At 64.2% G+C, this 19,140-nt stretch carries 19 protein-coding genes; 11 read left to right on the plus strand and 8 right to left on the minus strand.

Going from position 1 to position 19,140, the window contains the following annotated elements:
• The first annotated feature begins 221 nt into the window (after positions 1–221).
• Together ACQS5P_RS07130 and ACQS5P_RS07135 are read left to right on the plus strand one after the other, a co-directional pair.
• Positions 222–842, plus strand: coding sequence for a paraquat-inducible protein A (locus ACQS5P_RS07130; protein WP_428940204.1), 621 nt, complete (start codon positions 222–224; stop codon positions 840–842).
• A complete protein-coding gene (locus ACQS5P_RS07135) occupies positions 839–1,417 on the plus strand; it encodes a hypothetical protein (protein ID WP_428940205.1) in 579 nt (192 codons plus the stop codon). Before ACQS5P_RS07130 ends, ACQS5P_RS07135 begins: the two co-directional genes overlap by 4 nt.
• 53 nt (positions 1,418–1,470) lie before the next feature.
• Here ACQS5P_RS07135 and ACQS5P_RS07140 read toward each other — a convergent pair whose 3' ends face one another.
• The gene (locus ACQS5P_RS07140) at positions 1,471–1,845 is read right to left on the minus strand and encodes an ATP-dependent Clp protease adaptor ClpS (RefSeq protein ID WP_428940206.1); all 375 of its coding nucleotides are present in this window, start codon (positions 1,843–1,845) and stop codon (positions 1,471–1,473) included.
• A 113-nt stretch (positions 1,846–1,958) separates the two neighbouring features.
• Here ACQS5P_RS07140 and ACQS5P_RS07145 point away from each other — a divergent pair, with 113 nt between their 5' ends.
• Both ACQS5P_RS07145 and murQ read left to right on the plus strand, forming a co-directional pair.
• Complete coding sequence (locus ACQS5P_RS07145; RefSeq protein WP_428940207.1) at positions 1,959–3,080, plus strand: anhydro-N-acetylmuramic acid kinase; 1,122 nt, start codon at positions 1,959–1,961, stop codon at positions 3,078–3,080.
• Positions 3,081–3,165: 85 nt separating this feature from the next.
• Complete coding sequence (gene murQ / locus ACQS5P_RS07150) at positions 3,166–4,062, plus strand: N-acetylmuramic acid 6-phosphate etherase (protein ID WP_428940208.1); 897 nt, start codon at positions 3,166–3,168, stop codon at positions 4,060–4,062.
• 38 nt (positions 4,063–4,100) lie between these two features.
• Here the strand turns inward: murQ and ACQS5P_RS07155 are convergent, their stop codons facing one another.
• The 3 genes from ACQS5P_RS07155 to ACQS5P_RS07165 all read right to left on the minus strand — a co-directional run bounded on the left by ACQS5P_RS07155 (position 4,101) and on the right by ACQS5P_RS07165 (position 8,129).
• The gene (locus ACQS5P_RS07155; protein ID WP_428940209.1) at positions 4,101–6,260 is read right to left on the minus strand and encodes an ABC transporter permease; all 2,160 of its coding nucleotides are present in this window, start codon (positions 6,258–6,260) and stop codon (positions 4,101–4,103) included.
• Positions 6,257–7,084: an HlyD family secretion protein gene (locus ACQS5P_RS07160; protein ID WP_428940210.1), complete on the minus strand. Its 828-nt coding sequence runs from the start codon at positions 7,082–7,084 to the stop codon at positions 6,257–6,259. Before ACQS5P_RS07160 ends, ACQS5P_RS07155 begins: the two co-directional genes overlap by 4 nt.
• Positions 7,085–7,259: 175 nt before the next feature.
• Positions 7,260–8,129, minus strand: coding sequence for a methylenetetrahydrofolate reductase (locus ACQS5P_RS07165; protein WP_428940211.1), 870 nt, complete (start codon positions 8,127–8,129; stop codon positions 7,260–7,262).
• Between the two features lie 264 nt (positions 8,130–8,393).
• On the opposite strand from ACQS5P_RS07165, the gene ACQS5P_RS07170 reads away from it, so the two are divergent.
• From ACQS5P_RS07170 to ACQS5P_RS07180, 3 genes are all read left to right on the plus strand, one after another.
• A complete protein-coding gene (locus tag ACQS5P_RS07170) occupies positions 8,394–9,350 on the plus strand; it encodes a sugar phosphate nucleotidyltransferase (protein ID WP_428940212.1) in 957 nt (318 codons plus the stop codon).
• Between the two features lie 298 nt (positions 9,351–9,648).
• A complete protein-coding gene (locus tag ACQS5P_RS07175; RefSeq protein ID WP_428940213.1) occupies positions 9,649–10,371 on the plus strand; it encodes a Crp/Fnr family transcriptional regulator in 723 nt (240 codons plus the stop codon).
• 38 nt (positions 10,372–10,409) lie between these two features.
• A complete protein-coding gene (locus ACQS5P_RS07180; protein WP_428940214.1) occupies positions 10,410–11,099 on the plus strand; it encodes an NAD(P)/FAD-dependent oxidoreductase in 690 nt (229 codons plus the stop codon).
• Positions 11,100–11,111: 12 nt separating this feature from the next.
• On the opposite strand, the gene ACQS5P_RS07185 is transcribed toward ACQS5P_RS07180, so the two are convergent.
• The 4 genes from ACQS5P_RS07185 to ACQS5P_RS07200 all read right to left on the minus strand — a co-directional run bounded on the left by ACQS5P_RS07185 (position 11,112) and on the right by ACQS5P_RS07200 (position 15,150).
• Positions 11,112–12,173 carry a diguanylate cyclase gene (locus ACQS5P_RS07185; protein WP_428940215.1) on the minus strand — a complete coding sequence of 354 codons (1,062 nt, stop codon included), beginning with the start codon at positions 12,171–12,173 and terminating at the stop codon, positions 11,112–11,114.
• Between the two features lie 356 nt (positions 12,174–12,529).
• Positions 12,530–13,792, minus strand: a complete 1,263-nt coding sequence (locus tag ACQS5P_RS07190; RefSeq protein WP_428940216.1) for a hypothetical protein — start codon at positions 13,790–13,792, stop codon at positions 12,530–12,532.
• A 68-nt stretch (positions 13,793–13,860) separates the two neighbouring features.
• Positions 13,861–14,553, minus strand: coding sequence for an anti-sigma factor family protein (locus ACQS5P_RS07195; protein WP_428940217.1), 693 nt, complete (start codon positions 14,551–14,553; stop codon positions 13,861–13,863).
• A 30-nt stretch (positions 14,554–14,583) separates the two neighbouring features.
• Positions 14,584–15,150 carry an RNA polymerase sigma factor gene (locus ACQS5P_RS07200; RefSeq protein ID WP_428940218.1) on the minus strand — a complete coding sequence of 189 codons (567 nt, stop codon included), beginning with the start codon at positions 15,148–15,150 and terminating at the stop codon, positions 14,584–14,586.
• A gap of 108 nt (positions 15,151–15,258) precedes the next feature.
• Between ACQS5P_RS07200 and ACQS5P_RS07205 the strand changes: the two genes are divergently transcribed.
• From ACQS5P_RS07205 to ACQS5P_RS07220, 4 genes are all read left to right on the plus strand, one after another.
• Positions 15,259–16,218 (plus strand): radical SAM protein, encoded by a 960-nt coding sequence (locus tag ACQS5P_RS07205; RefSeq protein WP_428940219.1) that lies wholly within the window; start codon positions 15,259–15,261, stop codon positions 16,216–16,218.
• A 48-nt stretch (positions 16,219–16,266) separates the two neighbouring features.
• Positions 16,267–17,094, plus strand: a complete 828-nt coding sequence (locus ACQS5P_RS07210) for a metallophosphoesterase family protein (RefSeq protein ID WP_428940220.1) — start codon at positions 16,267–16,269, stop codon at positions 17,092–17,094.
• A 131-nt stretch (positions 17,095–17,225) separates the two neighbouring features.
• Entirely contained in the window at positions 17,226–17,891 is a 666-nt protein-coding gene (locus ACQS5P_RS07215) for a hypothetical protein (protein WP_428940221.1), read from the plus strand.
• A gap of 55 nt (positions 17,892–17,946) precedes the next feature.
• Positions 17,947–19,140, plus strand: a complete 1,194-nt coding sequence (locus ACQS5P_RS07220) for a prenyltransferase/squalene oxidase repeat-containing protein (RefSeq protein WP_428940222.1) — start codon at positions 17,947–17,949, stop codon at positions 19,138–19,140.

Genomic DNA, 19,140 nt, shown 5'->3' on the forward strand with positions numbered 1-19,140 from the left:
TTCAAGTGCACCCTGCATGGCCGGGACGGCCATGGCACAGTTGGCTCGTCTGGGCTTCCATCGCACGTACCTGGGAGTCGGAGCGAAAACGCGGGGTGGTCCGAGATGTGTATGAGCGACAGGCGATTACACCCGTGATGCGCAAAAGACCGCTGCCGGGTTTCCGTGACAGGCTCTGGCGGGCATTCGGCACTTGGCATGGTACATTGGGCCATTGCGACATGTCCGAAGATTCGTCCATCGCCGCCCGTTCGATCACCTGCCGCCGCTGCGGCCAGCCGTATCTGAGCGTGCCCCAGGGGCGTGGCCTGCTGCTGTGCTGCCCGCACTGCGGCGCCTCGCCGACGCCGCTGCGAAAGCACCTGCGTCACAACGGTCTGGCCGCCGTGCTCGCGGTGGTGGCCATGATCGTGCTGGTCGTCGGCATGGTCGTACCGCTGATCTCCATGAGCAAGCTGGGACAGGTGCGCAGCTTCTCGCTGATCGGTGGCATTGTCGAACTGTTCCACAAAGGCAATCTGTTTATAGCCGCCATCCTGCTGACCTTCAGCGTGATCTTTCCTATCGTGAAGCTGGTGATGATTCTGGTGGCAACCAGCCGGCTGGTGTCGATGCCTCAGCAGTGGCGTCGGCGGATGCACACGATCGCCGTGGTCAGCGGAAAGTACTCGCTGCTGGACCTTGTGGTGGTGGCGGTGATGATTGTGCTGGTGAAGTTCGGGGAATTCGCCGACGTTCGTGCCCGGGGCGGAACGGTGCTGTTTGGGCTGGGAGTGCTGCTGTCGATCGCAGCGGGATTATGCGTCAACTTCGACGAAGCCGCGACGGAGGATGGACGATGAGCCAGGCGAGTGGGGCATCGACGCACCCCTCGCCGCAGCCGCCCGTGCCGCCGCGGCGCGCCCGACCCTACCTGCGCCTGCTGCTGTTGATCCCGGCGCTGGCGATGCTGGGCGTCGGACTCTACTTTTACTACAACGTCGAGGAAGGCGGCATCGTCACCGCCATCGAGCTGAAGACCAAGGCGGGCATGGTCGGACAGGCCGCCGAAGCCTTCGCCATCGTCGATCCGACCAACCCCGATCTGTACCTGAAGCTCACCACGCCCCAGGGCCAGACGCAGTTGGAGACCAAGAAGGACACGCCCATCGGCAACGGGTTGCGATGGGATCTTCCCCAGCCGCTGGAACTGAGGCAGGTGCAGCGGGTGGACGTGTGGGATGCCAAGTGGCTGCGGTCGGACAAGCAGCTCGATCGGATCACGGTCAGCGGCTGGAGCGTCGATGGACAGCGTTTTCACATCGATCTGCACGGGCAGCGCAATCAGCCTCCGCAATGGGCGATCCCCCTGGCCGCGGGCGGGGGCGCACTGGCTCTGCTGGTCCTGCTGCGGTTCGTGTGGGACCAGGTGATCTGAGCTGCACAACGCACCGGCCCGGCGCGCCGCCTCTGCCGCCGGCCTGCTCGGAGTCACTCGGCAGGCTCGATCGTGACCGTCAGCCCCTTTGAGGCGAACTGATCGCGGTACAGCTCGGCGCGCTCCTTGTGCGTGGTCAGCAGCAGCGACACGCCGGTCTTGTGCGCCTCGAGCGTGCGCTGGATCGCCGCGTCCTCGTTCAAAGGCGTGAGGGTCATGATCGTGCGGATCACGTGTTCGAAGTCATTCTTGTCGTCGTTGTGGAGCAGCACTTTCCAGGGCGGCAAATGCTCGGGAGGTTTTTTCGCCGGGGCCTTCTTGGGAGCCTCCCTGACCGCCGTCGCGGCGCCGCCGCCCTGCTGTTCGGTCTGATCCGACCTGGTGGTATCGTCCTTTTCCGCCATGGCAAACTCCCACTCACCGCGCATGTGACAGCCTACCCACACCCTCAGGACGTTATCCCCGTACCCGTCCCGTTTCAAGCCGAAGTTGCTACATTAGCGGTCTGATGAGCCAGCCGCAACGACTACTCGCCGCAGCGATGAGCGGAACCAGTGCCGACGGGGTGGATGTGGCGATCGTACGGATCGGCGGTCGGGGGCTGGGCATGTCCGCCGAGCTGGTGCATCACCATCACGTGGCCTACGAGCCGTCGCTGCGGGAGCTGATTTTCGCGGCACGAGGTCTGCAGCAGCAGATCGGTTTATCCGATCTGGCGCGGATGGCGCGGCAGATCTCGTTGACTTATGCCCGTGCGGTGAGCGAGGCGCTTGCGGCCGCGCGGCTGAGCGCGCGGGATCTGGCCGCCGTCGCCGCTCACGGGCAGACCCTGTACCACGATCCGCCGCACACGATCCAGTGGCTTGATCCTGCGTTGCTGGCGGCGGAGGTGGGCTGCGCGGTGGTCAGCGACTTCCGCCGCGCCGACTGCGCCGCGGGCGGGCAGGGCGCGCCGCTTGTACCCTTCGCCGATTACATCCTCTTCCGCCACCCCACCAAAAACCGCGTGCTGCTCAACATCGGGGGCGTCGCAAATCTAACCTGGCTGAGGGCTGGCGGGACCATCGACGAAGTCATTGCTTTTGACACGGGGCCGGGAAACTGCATCTCCGATGACCTGTGTCGCAAGCACAACCCGTCCGGCCCGGGGTATGACTCGGCGGGCCAGATCGCGCTTCGCGGTCAAGTCCACCGGCAGACCGTGCTTGCCTTTACGCAAGGCCCGTTTGTGACCAGGCCGCCTCCCCGAAGCACCGACGGCCCGGCGATGATCGCCGAATTCGAGCGGGCAAAGCAATGGGCGGGATTCAACGGTAGCTTTGAAGATGAGCTGGCCACGGCATGCGCCTGTTGTGCCCAGGCCGTGGCGCTGTCGCTGGAGCTGGGCGAGCGATCATGGTGGCGCGGCTGGCCGGATGAGATCCTGATCAGCGGCGGCGGCGTGAACAACCGTTGTCTGATGGATCTGCTGCATCAGTCACTGGCGGGCCGTGCCACGCTGGTGGCGATGGATCCCCGGATGGCTCAAGCCAAGGAGGCGATCGCCTTCGCGCTGCTGGCCGCCGCGACACTGGATGGCGTGCCGTCGAACGTGCCGTCGGTCACCGGTGCCCGCCGCGCCGTCGTGCTGGGTTCGATTACTCCAAAACCCTGGCCGGTATGAACAGCAAATGGCAACGGTGCAGAATGGAGCGAGCGGAGCTGGCCGCCGCTTTGCGTCCGCGCCTTCAACATTGATAATCCCTGCTATGCGTGACCGCTCGCACCTGCTGACCGAACAGCGTTTGCCCGAATCCATGAACCTGGACGCGATGTCCATCGAGCAGGCCGTGGCTCTGATGAACGCACAGGATCGCGTCGCGGTCGAAGCCGTGGAAAAGCAGCGCCCCAACGTGGTGCGGGCGATCGAGCTGGTGGTGGCGGCACTGCGGCAGGGCGGTCGGCTGATCTATTTCGGCGCCGGCACGAGCGGACGGCTGGGCGTGCTCGACGCCGCCGAGTGCCCCCCCACCTTCCGCACCGACCCGAACATGGTCCAGGGCGTCATCGCCGGCGGCAAAGAGGCGATGTTTCAGGCCCGTGAAGGCGCCGAGGATTCGCCGGCGGACGGGGCGCGAGATGTCGATGCGATGGACGTCGGCCCGAAGGATGTGGTGATGGGCATCGCCGCCGGCGGCACGACGCCGTACGTGCACGGCGCGCTGATCCGCGCCGCCGAACGCGGCGCCAAAACGATCTTCCTGACCTGCGTCGAGCCGATCCCCAATGAGCCGAAGGTCGATGTGGTCATTCGACCGCTCACCGGACCGGAAGTGTTGACAGGCTCGACGCGCCTCAAGGCCGGCACCGCAACCAAACTCGTGCTTAACCAGATCTCGACGATCAGCATGGTTCAGCTTGGCAAATGCTACGAAAATCTGATGGTGGACCTGCGCGCGACCAATCAGAAACTGTGGGATCGCGGCGCAAGGATCATCCGGATGCTGAGCGGGCTGGATCGGGAGGCGGCGATGGAGTTGCTGCGACGCGCCGACGGGCATGTGAAGGCGGCGATCGTGATGCACAAGCGCGGCGTGACGCTGGAAGAAGCACGGGAACTGCTGCGGCGCGCGGATGGCCATCTTCGCGCGGCACTTTCGAGCTGATTTTTTCGCGCAGTGCCGGCAGCGCCGTGTGTGCCCGCTCAGGCCAGTGTCTTTCGGAACCGCGCGATGCTCAACCCCAGGATGATCGTCCCGCAGGCCAACAGGCCAAGGGTTTGCGGCAGCAGGTCGCGAAAATCGGCGGCGCGGAGCACCACGCCGCGAAGAATCTCGATGAAGTAGGTCACCGGAATCGCGAACGTGACCAGATAGATGACAAACGGCATCTCGCTGCGCGGGAACACAAAGCCGCTGAGCAGCACGGAGGGCATCATGACGATGAAGGCGAACTGCATCGCCGATACCTGCGTCGTCGCGATTGTCGAGATCAGCAGACCCAGTCCCAGCGAACAGACGATGAACAGGCCGGTCAATCCCAGCAGCAGCCACAGATTGCCGTTGATCGGCACCCCGAACAGATAGACCATCACCGCCAGCACCAGAAGGGTCTCGAAAAAGCCAACCAGCGCATAGGGCACGAGTTTTCCGAGCATCAGTCCGGCCCGCCCGACAGGGGTGACGAACAGTTGTTCGAGGGTTCCGGCCTCGCGCTCGCGGACGACCGAGAAGCTGGTGAGAAACAGTGTCACGAGCTGGAGAATGATTCCGACCAGACCCGGCACGAAGAAGAACGAGCTTTCCAGATCGGGGTTGTAAAGCAGCCGGGGACGAACCTCGATCGGCAGCACGGCAGCACCTGATTCGCTGCGGGCGGCGGCGAGCTGCGCGGCCTCGCCCTTGGCCTTGGCCAGGGAAATCGACTTGTTCAGTCCCAGCAAGTTCGCGGCGTTCTGCGCGGTGGTGGCGACCTGCGAGTCGCTGCCGTCGATCAGCACCTGCACCTGCGCCTGCCGCCCGGAGATGAGTTTGTCGGTGTAATCCGGCGGAATGCGCAAGCCGACCTTGGCGCGTCCGCTGGTCATGGCCCGGCGGAAGGACTCCTCATCCACCACGCGATCGACAATCGTGAACTTGCGTGTGTTGCGGAACGACTCGATCAGCTCGCGCGAAAGTGCCCGCCCGTCCAGGTCGTACACCACCGTCGGAATGTTCTCGACCTGCGTATCCAGTGCCACGCCAAAAATCAGCGTCTGCATCACCGGGATCACCAGCATGAAAAACAGCGTCGAGGGCTGGCGGCGAATGTGCGAGAACTCCTTGAGCAGAATCGCCAGCAAACCCCACATCGGGCGGGCCTTCTCCCCTGATCGCGGCGGCGCGCGCTGCGGCGGCGGCTGGATCGGCGGCGCGGGCGGCTGGTCCCACCGATTCTCCGCCTGCCGGGTCAGGGTCACGAAGACGTCTTCCAGCGTCGGCTCGATCGGTCGGATCTGCGCCGCCGCGGGCGCCAGACGCGATGCCAGCGCCTGCTCATCCACCGACTCAACAACCAGTGCGTGGATCGTCTGCCCGAACAACGTCGCATCACGCACGTCGGGATTCAGCCGCAGGCGGCTGAGCTGCTCGGCGGGATTGTGAACCTCGATCTCATATCGCCGCGTTCCAGGCGGCGTCACGTCCGGCAGTGATTTGAGCTCATCGGGCTTTCCCGTGACCAGCAGGCGCGAGTTGTAGATGTAGCCGATGTCCGTGCAGCGTTCGGCTTCGTCCATGTAGTGGGTGGTGACCAGCAGCGTCTTGCCGCGGGCGCTGAGTTCAAACAGCAGATCCCACAGTTGCCGTCTGGCCACCGGATCGATGCCGGCGGTGGGCTCGTCAAGAAAGACGACCTCGGGTTCGTGGATCAGCGCGCACGCCAGCGCCAGTCGCTGCTTCCACCCGCCGCTGAGCGTTCCGGCGAGCTGGTCAATTCGCTCCAACAGCCCCGTCAGGCTCAGCACGTCCTGCATTCGCTGGCGCAGGTGCAGTGGAGCCAGACCATAGATTCTCCCGTAGAACTCCAGGTTCTCCCGCACGCTCAGATCGGAATAGAGGCTGAACTTCTGCGACATGTAGCCGATGCGGCGCTTGATGGCTTCGGCGTCGGCGCGGATGTCGTAGCCGAGCACGGTGGCGCTGCCGGCGGTCGGCTCCAGCACGCCGCAGAGCATCCGGATGATCGTGGATTTGCCCGATCCGTTTGGCCCCAGCAGCCCGTAGATCGCACCGCGTTCGACGCTGAAGCTCACATCGCGCACCGCGACCAGATCGCCGAACCTGCGGCTGAGGTGACGAACTTCGATGACCGGGCTGGTGCTCACCTTCTCACCCTGTCATAACCTTCCAGCCACACATCCGCCGACATCCCCGGACGCAGCACTTCCAGTCCTTCCTCCAGAGTCACTTTGATGCGGAACACCTGCTTGGATCGCTCTTCGGGGGTCTGCACATTGCCGGGGGTGAACTCGGCCTGGCGGGCGATGAACGAGACATGGGCGGCGAAGGTGCGGTCGGGAAAGCTGTCGACGGTAACCGGCAGTTGCTGACCGATCCGCACGTTCAGGTGATTCTCCGGAAGATACGCGCGAACCCACAGATGACTGCTGTCCATCAGCGACAGCACCGGCGCGTTGGCGGCCACCAGATCGCCGGGCTGAAGATCCACCGCTTCCACCGTGCCGTTCACGGGTGAGAGGACTTTCAATTCGGCGATCTGCTGATCCAGCGCCTGGACGTTGGCCCGTGCCGCATCCACCGCCGCCCGCGCCGCGTCCAGTTCCGCCTCGGCGGTGGCCATCTCCTCGTGAGAGGCGGCGTTGGCGGCATAGGCGGTGCGGATCCGATCGAAGGTGATTTGCGCCAGCTTCTGCCGCGCCCTGGCCTGCTCGACGTTGGCTTCGGCTTCGGCCCGTCGCGCCAGCAGGTCGTACGGCTCCAGCTCCAGTAGCACGTCGCCGATCTTGACGGTCTGCCCTTCGATCACATTCACCTTCGCCACGCGCCCGCCCACGCGCGAGCCGACGCGAATCTCGTCGGCCTCGACGAACCCGGAGACTTTCAATGCTGCGGCGCGGCGCTGGCTGTAGACCAGCGCCGCCAGCACGACGCCGGTCAGAACCACGATCGCCAGAATACGCTTGACCATGCAGCCCACCCGCGCGCTAGCCCCGGGCACATCAACAATGCTCACGCGTCTCGCTCAATATCCTCATGGCCGACGGCGGACGAATCAAGACTGTGCGCACCGCGCAGGGTGCCCGGGCCAAAGGTCCAAGACGCACGTTCAAGACTTGTCGGCAGGTCGAGATTGGCCGATCGGCTCATGCCGCCGGCGTCAGGCGCGACAGAATCTGCATCATCGGCTCGGGCTGATTGAGGCTGTGAAAATGGATGCCGCACACGCCGTGCGACAGCAGATCGCGCGCCTGGAGGATGGTGTGTTCGATGCCGATGCGGCGGGTCCGCGTCGGGTCGTCGTGCGCCGTTTGCAGACTCATTCGCAGCGCCGGCGGGAGCGAGACGCCAAAGGCCTCGGCCAGCGCCAGCCCCTGAGCCGCATCCAGGATCGGCAGCAGGCTGGGAACAATCGGCAGATCGATGCCGTGTGCCCGGCACTGTTCGACGAAGCGATAAAACACGCGGTTGTCATAAAAGAATTGCGTAAAGATCACGTCGGCGCCGGCACGAATCTTGTCTTTCAGATGGTCCAGGTCGCTGGCGGCATCGGCAGATTCCGGGTGCTTCTCGACGTGTCCGGCGACGCCGATGCTGAATCCGCCCCGGCGGCGGATGTGCGCCACGAGCTGCTCGGCGTGCAGGTATCCCCCCGGCGGGGCAAGAAACTGGCTGTGTCCGCGCGGCGGCTTGCCACGCAGAGCCACGACGTTCTGCACGCCGATTCGCGTAAGCTCATCCAGCAGCGCGTCGATGTCGCTGGCGGTGGCGGCCACGCACGTGACATGACTGGCCACATCCTTGCCGTACACGTGCCGCAGCTTGTCGGCCAGTTCCAGTGCAAAGCGCCTGGAGCTGGGCCTGGCCGCGTACGCCACATGAAACAACGGCGCCGCCAACCCTGCCAGGGCCGGCAAGTCCCGCTCCAGCTCGGCATATTCCTGGTCGTTTTTCGGCGGACAGATCTCCACCGATATCACCGCAGATCCCGTGGCATAAAGCTGGGAGAACGTCATGATCGGCCTGCGTGATCTGATGCGCGTGGATGACGGGGCAGCGGCGAAGTTCCAAGCGATGTCGTCGTCGCCGCGCCCTGGCATCGGCAAGATGACGTTAGCCACCGCTGGCGGCGCTTTCCACCAATACCTTCCCTGCCGCCGGGCAGCAACCTCGGCCGCACGTCTTGCCCGCGGCGATGCAAGCCCTACACTGTGTTGTGGGAACCGACGCAACCGGGGGAGACGTCGGTCGCACACGCACACACTGGAGAACATTCCATCATGGCCAAAGTTCGCAAGGCGGTGATCACGGCGGCGGGACGGGGAACCAGGCAGTATCCTGCGTCCTCCGCGGTTCAGAAGGAGATGTTTCCGCTGGTCGATCGGGACGGGCTGACCAAGCCGATCATCCAGATCATCGGTGAGGAAGCGCTGGAATCGGGCATCGAGCAGATTTGCATCGTCACCCAGCCGGGCGAGGAGAAGCTGTATCGCGAGTACTTCCGCCGGCTGGACGACGAGATGGTCAGGGCGTTTCGCGGCAAGGATTGGGCGATTCTGGAAAGCGAAAAGCTGGGGGAATTCGGCGAGAGGCTGAGCTTCGCCGAACAGCATACTCCCGAAGGCTTCGGGCACGCGGTCTATCAGGCGCGCAAGTTCGTCGGCGACGAGCCATTTCTGCTGCTGCTGGGAGATCACGTCTACATTTCCAATACCAAGGATCGCTGCGCGTTACAGTTGATCAAGATCTATGAGCAGTATGAATGCGACGTGGTCACGGCTGTGCAGCCAACCGTCGAGCGACTGCTGCACCTGTTCGGCGTGGTCAAGGGTCAGCCGATCGACCCGGCCAAGGGGATCTACAAGGCCGAGCTGATCATGGAGAAGCCGAGCATCGACGTGGCGCGGGAGAAGCTGGTCACGCCGTATCTGCCGGCGGGCAATTACCTGGCGCATTTCGGGATGCACGTTTTCACGCCACGGATCTTTGACAGCCTGGAATACCTGATCAAAAACGACATTCGTGAGAAGGGCGAGATTCAGCTCACCGCCGCTCAGGAGCATTTGCGACAGCAGGTGGACAAGTACTGGTGCGTGGTGGCACAGGGGCAGCGTTACGACACCGGGATTCCCTACGGACTGATGGAAACGCAGTTGGCGCTGGCGTTGAATGGGATCCATCGGGCGGAGATCTGCGAGGCGATTGCGCGAATCCTGGCAACACAGGTAAAAACCTGAGCCTGGAGGCTGGGGATTCAACCGGGGGCTGAGCCCCAAGTCTGCGCCGATACGACCGGCAATATTCTCCTGCGTCGGTTTGCAGATCCCGCTTTTCCGATATAAAAAGAGGTTCGCCAAAACGCCCAGAAACCCTTGGTCTCACTTGGGTTCCAATTGTTTAGATCAGGTACTCTGCGGCGATGGCCGAACCGCGCTTGCTATCGGAGCGTAGCACACAACACGCGGGATATGGGAGTGTCCTATCTGTTGAGCTGTGCACGATGAGAGCAAGTGAATCCCCGGAGCAGCGAGATCTATGAATAACTCACCGATCAACGGCAACGGCACTGACCAGGGAGGCTTAACGATTTTCACCGACCCACAGACCGGCGGACGCTGCGTCCACTTCAACGCCGGGCAGGTGATCTATCAGCCCGACACCCCGGCCCAGAACGTTTACTACATCAATCGTGGGCAGGTGCGGCTGTATCTGGTGGCGGAGGACGGATCGAGTCGCCTGATCGAGATTCTGGGTCCGGGGCAGTGGCTGGGCGTGGCGGCGGTGGCGGGACAGGCGACCTACCAGGCGCGGGCCGTGGCCGTGACCGCCGCGACTCTGACCCAGGTCGGCATCGACCAGTTCCGTGCAGCGCTGCTTCGCCGGCCTGAGCAGCTTCTGGAACTGAGCCGGCAACTGGCCAGTCGGCTCCTGACTGCCAACGAAGAAGCGGCGCGGCTGGTCTTCGAGGACTGCAATCAGCGCCTGCTGCGCACGCTGGTGCGCTTCAGCCGCTCAGCGGCGTCGGCACCGTGTGAGGGAGGCGTGGTGCTGCGAATCACACACGATCAGCTTGCCCAGGCGATCGGCGTGGCCCGCGAGACGGTCAGCCTGGCGCTGACCCAGCTTCGCCAGCAGAACCTGTTGAAGACCGGACGCAATCAACTGGTGTTCAATCCCGAGGCGCTGGCGCGGCTGGCCGAGCGGACCCCGCGCCGCGAGCAGACCGGGAAACGAGAGGCGATGGAGCAACTCGCCTGAGCCGACGCCGCTGGTCCACATCGGCAACGGATTCCTGCATGCTCCAGGATGGCGACAAAGGCGTAATCGTACAACGGGATGGCGCCACCTACGCCATTACCCCACACCTGCCCTGTGGTCTGGTTACGCCGCAGATGCTGCGGAAGATCGCGGCGGTGGCGGAGCGATTCTCGGCGACACTTAAGTGCACCAGCGCGCAGCGAATCGCCATCATCGGCCTGCGGGAACAGGACATCGACGCAGCCTGGGAAATGCTGGGCAGTCCGAACGGCCCGGCGGCTCGCGGGCATGCAACCGGGGCGGTGATTCGCAGCATTCGCGCCTGTCCCGGCACGGACTTCTGCAAAAAGGCCCGGCAGGATGCGCTGGGCGTGGGGCTGGAGCTGGATCGGCGCTATCACGGGCAGAGTGTACCGGGCAAGATGAAGATCGGCGTCTCCGGCTGCGGATATCAGTGCTGTGAGACGGCGGTGAAAGACATCGGGCTTGTCGGTGGGGCCGGGGGATGGATGGTTCTGGTGGGCGGCTCGTGCGGAAGCGTGGCGCGGCTCGGCAGGGAATTGACCGACCGCGAGGTGCCGACGGATCGGGCGTTGGCGCTTGTCGAAAAGACGATCCAGTTCTACCGCGAGCATGCCGAGCCGGGCGAGCGGCTGGGCGATCTGCTGGGGCGAGTGGGCATGGTGCGGCTGCGGCGGGCATGCGGCGAGTTGTGCGGCGGCGACTGAACGGCACGATGCTCAGAGCTGACGGTGCAGTGCCGCGGCCATGGGCGCCGACCAGGCGGCGCCGCCGCGCAGCGCCGCGGACTCCGATTCGCCCACGGGCGCGAGGGCGATACGATCTCGGCCGAGCTCTTTGGCCTTGTACAACGCCGCGTCGGCCATCGCAATGAGCTGATCGGCGCCGGCGGGACGATGCTGATTCAGCGAACAGATCCCCACCGACATGGTCACGCCCTGACCCGGTCCACGATTGAGGATCGAGGCCGATGCGCTTTTGAACTCTTCGCAGATGCGCTGTGCGACGGCGGCAGCATCCTGGGCGCCGGCGTGCGGCAGCAGCAGCACGAACTCATCCCCGCCGTATCGCGCCGCAACGTCCATCCGCCTCATGTTCGCGCTGATCACCTTTCCGGCCAGCATCAGCAACTGGTCGCCGATCTGGTGTCCGCGGGTGTCGTTCAACCGCTTGAACCCGTCCATGTCGATCATGACCGCTGAGAGCTCCTGGTTGTATCGCTGCGCCTCGGCAAAGAGCTGTTCGAGCACCCGTCCAAAGTGTCGGCGATTGTACAGGCCCGTCAGCGGGTCGGTGGCGGCCATCTCCTGCTCACGCTTCAGCGATTCCTCGAGCTGCGCGTTCTTATCACGCAGATCCGCCAGTGCCTGCTCCAGCTCGCGACGCAGACAGTCGTTTTCCCGCGTAAGCTTGGCGACGGTGAGATTCTTCTCCACGATCAGGGGGATGGTGAACAGGTAATCCCCGAACTTCACGACGTAGTCGGTGGCTCCCTTGCGGATGGCTTCGACGGCGATGGTGCCGACGTTTTCGCCGGTGACCAGAATGATGGGTGTGGTGCAGCGGTCGCGAATGGCGCCCAGCAGCTCCAGGCCGTTAGCGTCGGGCAGGTTGTAGTCGGACAGGATCAGGTCGAACGACCACAGGTCCTGCTGAAGTGCCTCGGCCATGGTGGCCACGGCGGTGACGGTGCCATTTCCGAAATGATTCTCGAGAGTCTGGCGGATGAGATCGCGCTGGTCCGCATCATCCTCGATGACGAGTAATCGAAGCTTTGCCACGTTCCTAGCCTGAACTTTCTACCGGCCCCGGCTCGATGCCACGAGCCGCCCGGCACTGTTGACTTACGATACAACCACGGGAACGACAAAAGCCGCCGGGCTTTTGGCAGAACGGGCAAGCTGCACCGCGCAGGCCGCGCACCGAAGCGCATGTGCGAAAGATGAACCGGTGCTGCGCTGCGGTGCCGTGCCAGGCCGGCACTGCCAGCGGCGCCGGCGGCATTCCGCACGCCGGGAGATGCTCCCGTTCTGCGCGACTTATCGACCGGGCATGCAGTCCGGTTAAGCCGACTACACGGAAAATGCAGCGGCGTCCAATAAGATGAGAAATCAGTCGAAGCTCGCGGGCAACGACGCTACTGCACGCGCAGGCTCAGCAGCGTGGGGCGATCGATCCGGCCCGGCAGTTCGACCAGCAGCGTTCCATCAGGCAGGCGAATCGTCTGCTCGACCAGCCGGCCTTCCATGCTCACCAGCACCTGGCCGGGCGGAAGACCTGCGACCTCCAGCATCGGGCGCATCAGCGGCGCCGAGCGTGGAACGAGGGTGCATTCCAGCCGCGCCCCCGACGCGATCAGCCGGTAGCATCCGCGGGATTCGTTGTAGCCATCGTTGTTGGCGTCGCCGGGCGAGCGGCGATCAATCCGCCCCATCGCCGGGTCGATCTCGATCAACGCCGGGGAGAGGTGCTGTTGCGCCCAGTTTGGATCGGCATGAAACTCGGAGCAAAGCGGGCGAAACTCACCATCCCAAAAGCTTCGTCCATCGTGGCAGATCGTCAGCGTCCGGTTCCGTGCGGATTCGGCGCTGAACCGTGCACGCAGGGCGTTGGCTTCCTGGACGCGCCAGCCCTGGGTCGATGCCTCGGCGGCGGGCAAACGAATGCTGAATCGCTGCGGGGCGTCACACACGATGTCCATGCCCTGACGGCGTACCGACCAGGTTTCCGAGGGCTGGGTGCCGGACGCCGTCGGCCCGCCGACCAGCCATTGCGTGTTGTCGATCAAGACCAGATCGTCACACCAGACCGCTGCGGCCGAGTCGATCAGAAAAGTGATCGTCGGCGCCGGGGCCTGGCCGGTGGACGGCTGGGAAGCATCCCCGGCTGTTTGGGCGGCGGACAGATCGACCATGACCGGCGTCCAGCGCTGGCCGGGGGCAATCGTTACGGTGTTGCGTGTCGAGCCGGCGGCCAGGTTCGCCACGACGGTGATCCGCGCCGGCGAATCGCTGCTGAAGTACGCCCCGGCCAGTGCCCACTCACCCGGAAACGGCGACTGCGATCCGAGCAGCGAAGTGAGTTTGATGGTCATGCGTCCCGGACCGCCGCTCAGCTCCAGGCTCGCCTTTCCGGTATGCATGCGATCCGGTGTGCGGCGGGCAAGCAGGCGGGTGTTGGTCAGAAAGACCAGGTCTGTTTCGTCCTCGAAGCTCAACAGGTTGCTGAAGCGATGCCCCTTCAGATCGGGCGAGGCGCGCAGCAACTGCATCGCGATCGGCTCGGGGACAGAAGCGACGGATTCTGAGTTGCCGGGCTCGGCGCTGGACAGGCCGCAGCCGCACAGCAGAAACAGCAGAACAAGACCGGCCCCAAAAACGCGGAACACCTGACGTGCCATGCTCGAACATTGTGGAGCCGCGGGACCCGGACGCAAGTGGCGAGTGGATCCACAGGGCGCGGGGGGATTCAGCGCTGCTCGTTGCCCGCCAGGCCGCCGGAATCCGACATCTCGCCGGAGGTCTGCGCCTGCTGCTGCTGCCAGCGGGTCAGTTCGCTGGTGAACTGTCGTGGATCGAGCATCTGGTCCAGCGGCATGGTGTGAACAATTCGCCCGGAGGCATCGACGATGTAGACCTGATATGCACCGCCGTGCCTGGGGGCGCCAGCCGCCACGGTCGGCGCCGCGGCCTGGACAATTCCACTGTTGTTGTTCGGCGGCAGCAGCCCGATCGGCGAGGGATTGATTATCGTCGGATTATGCATCCACACGAACTGCGACGGCGCGTGTGGATCGGCGGCGCTGAGAAGACCGAACTGAAGCTTGCCGCGAGTCATCCATCCGGCCATGAAGACGATCGCGATCGATGCGGCGATGCCCGAGACCCTTCGCAGCGTGTGCAGGCGAGTGGCCCAGACCTGCTCGCGGCGTACGGCTCGGCGGACGTTGTCGATGAGCGTCTGGACTTCCAGGTCGCCGGGTTCGATCTCCTGCCAGAAACGGGCGCGCAGCTCGCGCTGACTGCGCAGCCGGTCCAGTTCCTGGGCCAACTGCGGCTCGGCGGCCAGCCGCTGGCGAAGCGACTGGGACTGCTCCTCGCTCAGCTCTCCATCCAGCCACTGCTCCAGAAGCACCTGATCCTGTTCGCTGATCGGAGTCATGATCGTGTTCCTTGCTTCCCGCTCGCTGGCTCAATCCCGGACCTTGACGTATGGCCGGAGCATCTCCTCCATCTGCCGCCGCGCCCGGTGAATCCAGGTCTTTACCTGCGGGACGCTGGCGCCCAGCGACTGGGCGATCTCGACATACGAGAGGTTCTCGTACTCGCACAGCACCAGCGCCGCCCGAAAGTGGTCCGGAAGTCGGCTGATCGCCTTGCGGACCTGCTGGGTCAGCTCACTGTCGATCATCCCCTGCACCGGGCTGTTGGAGTGCGTCTCGGGATGATCCTCTTCAACCAGTGACATGCGCGGGTGGCGCAACAGTCGCAGCGCTTCGTTGACCACCGCCCGCTTGAGCAGCCCGCCCGGCTCACGCCAGTCGTAACGCATCCGGTGCTGATACAGGTTGGTCAGCGCCTGCTGGACGACGTCCTCCGGACTGGCGCGGTTGCCGACGATGGCGCGGGCAATGGCCAGCAGGCGGCGGCTGTGCTGCCGCACCGCCTTATCGAACAGCTCCGCCGTCACTTGCGGTGAAGCGGTCTGGAACTTTTTCGGTCCCCGTTCGGGTTGGTCCCGCTGGGGACTGTCATTCATCTGCACGCGCCGTCCTCGGACAAGTTACAGCTTCTTGACGATTTACTGTTGATTTTAGTCCCTTTTTGTGCCCGCTTCGACTGGCAGATATGATCTTGCGGACCGTCGATGACACTGCCCGTTCAGATCTCCGTGCCCGCCCGCGACACGCCGCGCATCCGGCTCGATTCGTTTGATCATCTGTGGTTTCAGGTAACCGGCACACTGTGCAACCTGGCCTGCACCCACTGCTTCATCAGTTGTTCGCCATCCAACCACTCCTTCGGCTTTCTCGACTACGAGCATGTCATTCGCACGCTGCATGACAGTCGCGAATTCGGAGTCAAGGAATATTACTTCACCGGCGGCGAGCCGTTCATGCACCCGCGATTGCTCGACATGCTCGAACAGACGCTGGCGATCGGACCGGCGACCGTTCTGACCAACGGTACACTCCTTCGCGACAACACAATCCGGCGTCTGGCCAGGATGCGCGATGCATCGATCTATTCGCTGGAGATCCGCGTCAGCATCGATGGTCCGGATGCGGCGACCAACGACCCCATCCGCGGCCAGGGCACCTTCGCCCGCGCGATGGCCGGTGTGAAGAAGCTGGTCGATGCGGGATTCCTTCCGATCATCACGATGGCCCAGACCTGGGATGATTCCGAATCGGAGTCTGTGTATCGGAGAATGCGGCAGGCGCTGCTGGAGCTGGGCTACACGCGCCCGCGGGTGAAGATGCTGCCGTCGATCCGGCTGGGCGCCGAAGTCGCGCGCAGCCGCGGGTATCGCGACGACGAACGTGTCACGCCGCAGATGATGCACGGTTATGACAGCTCGAACCTCATCTGCTCCAACTCGCGGATCGTCAGCGATCGCGGCGTGCACGTCTGCCCCATCCTCATCGAGCAGCCCGACTCGATCCTCGGAAAGACATTGAAAGAAGCGGCGAGCAAGGACTATGCCCTGCGTCACCAGGCGTGCTACACCTGCTGGCTTTACGGCGCGATCTGCACCAACGCCTCGACCGCCGCGGCAGGCAAGGAGCTCGCCGCGTACGCGGTTTCCGCTCGCACGCACATATAGGATTTGATCGTGTGAGTAGACTGGGGCAGATTTGGAAAGCAATCACGCATGCTGCATTCCCGGGTGGCCATTTTCGGAGGGGTTTACAGCAACCACCTGGCCCTTGGCGCCGCGATCCAGGACGCGCGCCGCCGGGGAGCCCAGAAGCTGTTTTGTCTGGGGGATCTTGGCGCCTTCGGGCCGAATCCGGACAAGGTCTTTCCCCTGCTCATCGACGCGGGCGTCGTGACCATGCAGGGCAATTACGACAACTCCATCGGCAACGATCTGCCCGACTGCCAGTGCGGCTACACCGACCCGGCCGACAACTACTACGCGCGCCTGAGCTACCAGTACACCTATCGCAAGACCTCGCCGCGCTGGAAGGCGTGGCTGAGGACGCTGCCCAGCCAGATCCGCTTCCAGCTCGCCGGCGAAGCGTGCAGCATCCGGTCTGAGCCGCGCAATACGCAACCACTGCGTGTGCTGTGTTGCCACGGCAGCCCCCGAAGGATCAATGAGTTTCTCTGGGAGAGCACCACGCCGACGCACCTGCTGGAGAAGTTCTGCGATGACTTCGGGGCCGACGTGATCGTCGCGACGCACACCGGTTTGCCGTGGATGCGCCGGCTGTCGCGCGGGCGGCTGTTCGTCAACTGCGGCGTGCTCGGTCGCCCGCCAAACGACGGCACGCCGCTGGTTGGATACATCATCCTCGATGCCGACGAACCGAACCTGGCGACGTATGTGCCACTGGCCTACGACCACGAGTCGCTGGCCGCCGAGATGCGCGCCGAGCAGTTGCCCGAGCCGTTCGTCCAGACGATCCTGAGCGGCTGGTGGACGACATGCCTGGAGATTCTGCCCGCCAGGGAGCGGGCCAGGGGAAAGTGGTAACATTGGCCACCGGCGGAAGGATCAACAGGTCGCGACGGGCCACCGGGGCCGTGGAAGCGAAGAGCATCGGGCCGCGCAGCGGGCCCTGCGGGCAGGCAATCGACCACTGCGGCAGGTAACATCATCGCTTGATGCCAGACGACGCAGCGAATTCCGCACCCGCATCGCCGCCGCCGCGGGCGTTTACCCAGGGCGTAGGGACGATCTTTCAGTTCCTCGGCGTGACGATCTTTCTGGGTTTTTTTTTCACCTGTTGCCTCAGCGGTCTGCTCTCCAGGGATGTGGCGACGCAGACGAGTCTGAGCGCCATCGCCTGGGGCGGCTACACCGCGCAGCGCGCCGTCAGCATCTGTATGGTTGGCGGCGTGACATTCGGCCTGGCGCTGGCGGGAATCGGGCTGGGGCTACAGGCGCAGCGCCGCCTCTCGCCTCTGCTGGCGGTCGTCGTCTGCGGCTGCGCGATGCTTTTCTGGACGGTTCACGCGGTTTTCTTCATCAAGACAACCGGTTCGATCGTTTTGACGACGATCTCGCTGGCAATGGCCATGCTGGCGGCGCTGCTGCTGGGGCTGGCGGCGGTCAGCCTGCGCGAGATGCGCCGCAATCCCCCGCCGATCGGGCACGAGACGCTCCCGCCCGATTACAAAGTCCCCTATTCCCACCTGCACGATGAGCCGCCGGAGCTGCGGCTGGCGCGCGAGCTGGAAGAGCGCCGCCACCGCCTCGACGTCGAGCGCAAGGAACTGGAGGCGCTGGAAGAGAAACTCAGACGAAAGCTGAAACCATCCGGCCAGTAAGCTATCGTACTGTTTGAGTGATTGCTTTGGATCATTCGGTTCCAGGAGAACAAGCATGCGCCGTATCACACGAGTCTGCCTGGCGACTCTCAGCATCATGCTGCTGATCGCGTCTACCACACTTGCCCAACAGACAGCGCCGGCATCGCCGCAGCAGCGGGCGCAGGCGTTGATCGACCGCGGGCTGGACTATCTCAAAGCCCAGCAGAAGCCCGATGGCGGCTGGCAGGGCGACCGCGACCCGCCGGGAATCACCGCCATTGTCCTGCGGGCGTTTGTGCAGGACCCGAAATATTCGGCCGACACCGACTTCGTGAAGCGAGGCTACGAGAAGCTGCTGTCGTATCAGCTTGAAGATGGCGGGATCTACAAAGACCTGCTGGCCAGCTACAACACCGCGATTGCGATCAGCGCGCTGTCGGCGGCGCAGAAGCCGGAATTCAAGGATCGCATCGACCGCGCCGTGGCGTATCTGAAGGGATTGCAGTGGACCGACATGACCACGAGCGTGGACGGGGAAAAGCTCAGCGGCCCGGATGATCCGTGGTACGGTGGATGGGGCTATGGCGGGCGCAGTCGCGGCGGCGGCAGGCCCGACCTGTCCAACGCCCAGATGGCGCTGGACGCCCTGCACGACGCCGGACTCAAGCCCGACGACCCGGCCTTCCAGGCCGCCCTCAGGTTCGTCACTCGCCTCCAGAATTTCTCGGAGACCAACGATCAGCCCTGGGCCGGCAATGATGGCGGATTCGTCTACGGCCCCAGCGACAACCGCCGCGGCGAGTCGATGGCCGGCGAGTACACCACCCCCGACGGGCAGCGACGCCTGCGCAGCTATGGCTCGATGACCTACGCCGGCCTGAAGAGCTTCATCTACGCCGGGCTGAGCAAAGACGATCCGCGCGTGCGTGCCGCGTGGGACTGGATCACGCGAAACTGGACGCTGGACGAGAACCCCGGCATGCGCGCCGGCAATCCCGACAACGCCCGCCAGGGGCTTTACTACTACTATCACACCCTGGCCCGGGCGCTGAACGAATACGATCAGCCGATCATCACCGACCCCCAGGGCAACCAGCACGACTGGCGAGTCGAGCTGATCGACAGGCTGGCCTCGCTTCAACGCCCCGATGGAAGCTGGGTCGGCGAGAAGCGCTGGATGGAAGACAACCCGATCCTGGTCACCGCGTATGTGGTGCTGGCGCTTCAGGAGGCGCAGAAGGATCTGGCCGAGCATCCGCCGCAGTAG

Origin of the sequence: Fontivita pretiosa, assembly GCF_050410795.1 — a bacterium.
GTDB lineage: Bacteria > Planctomycetota > Phycisphaerae > Tepidisphaerales > Tepidisphaeraceae > Fontivita > Fontivita pretiosa.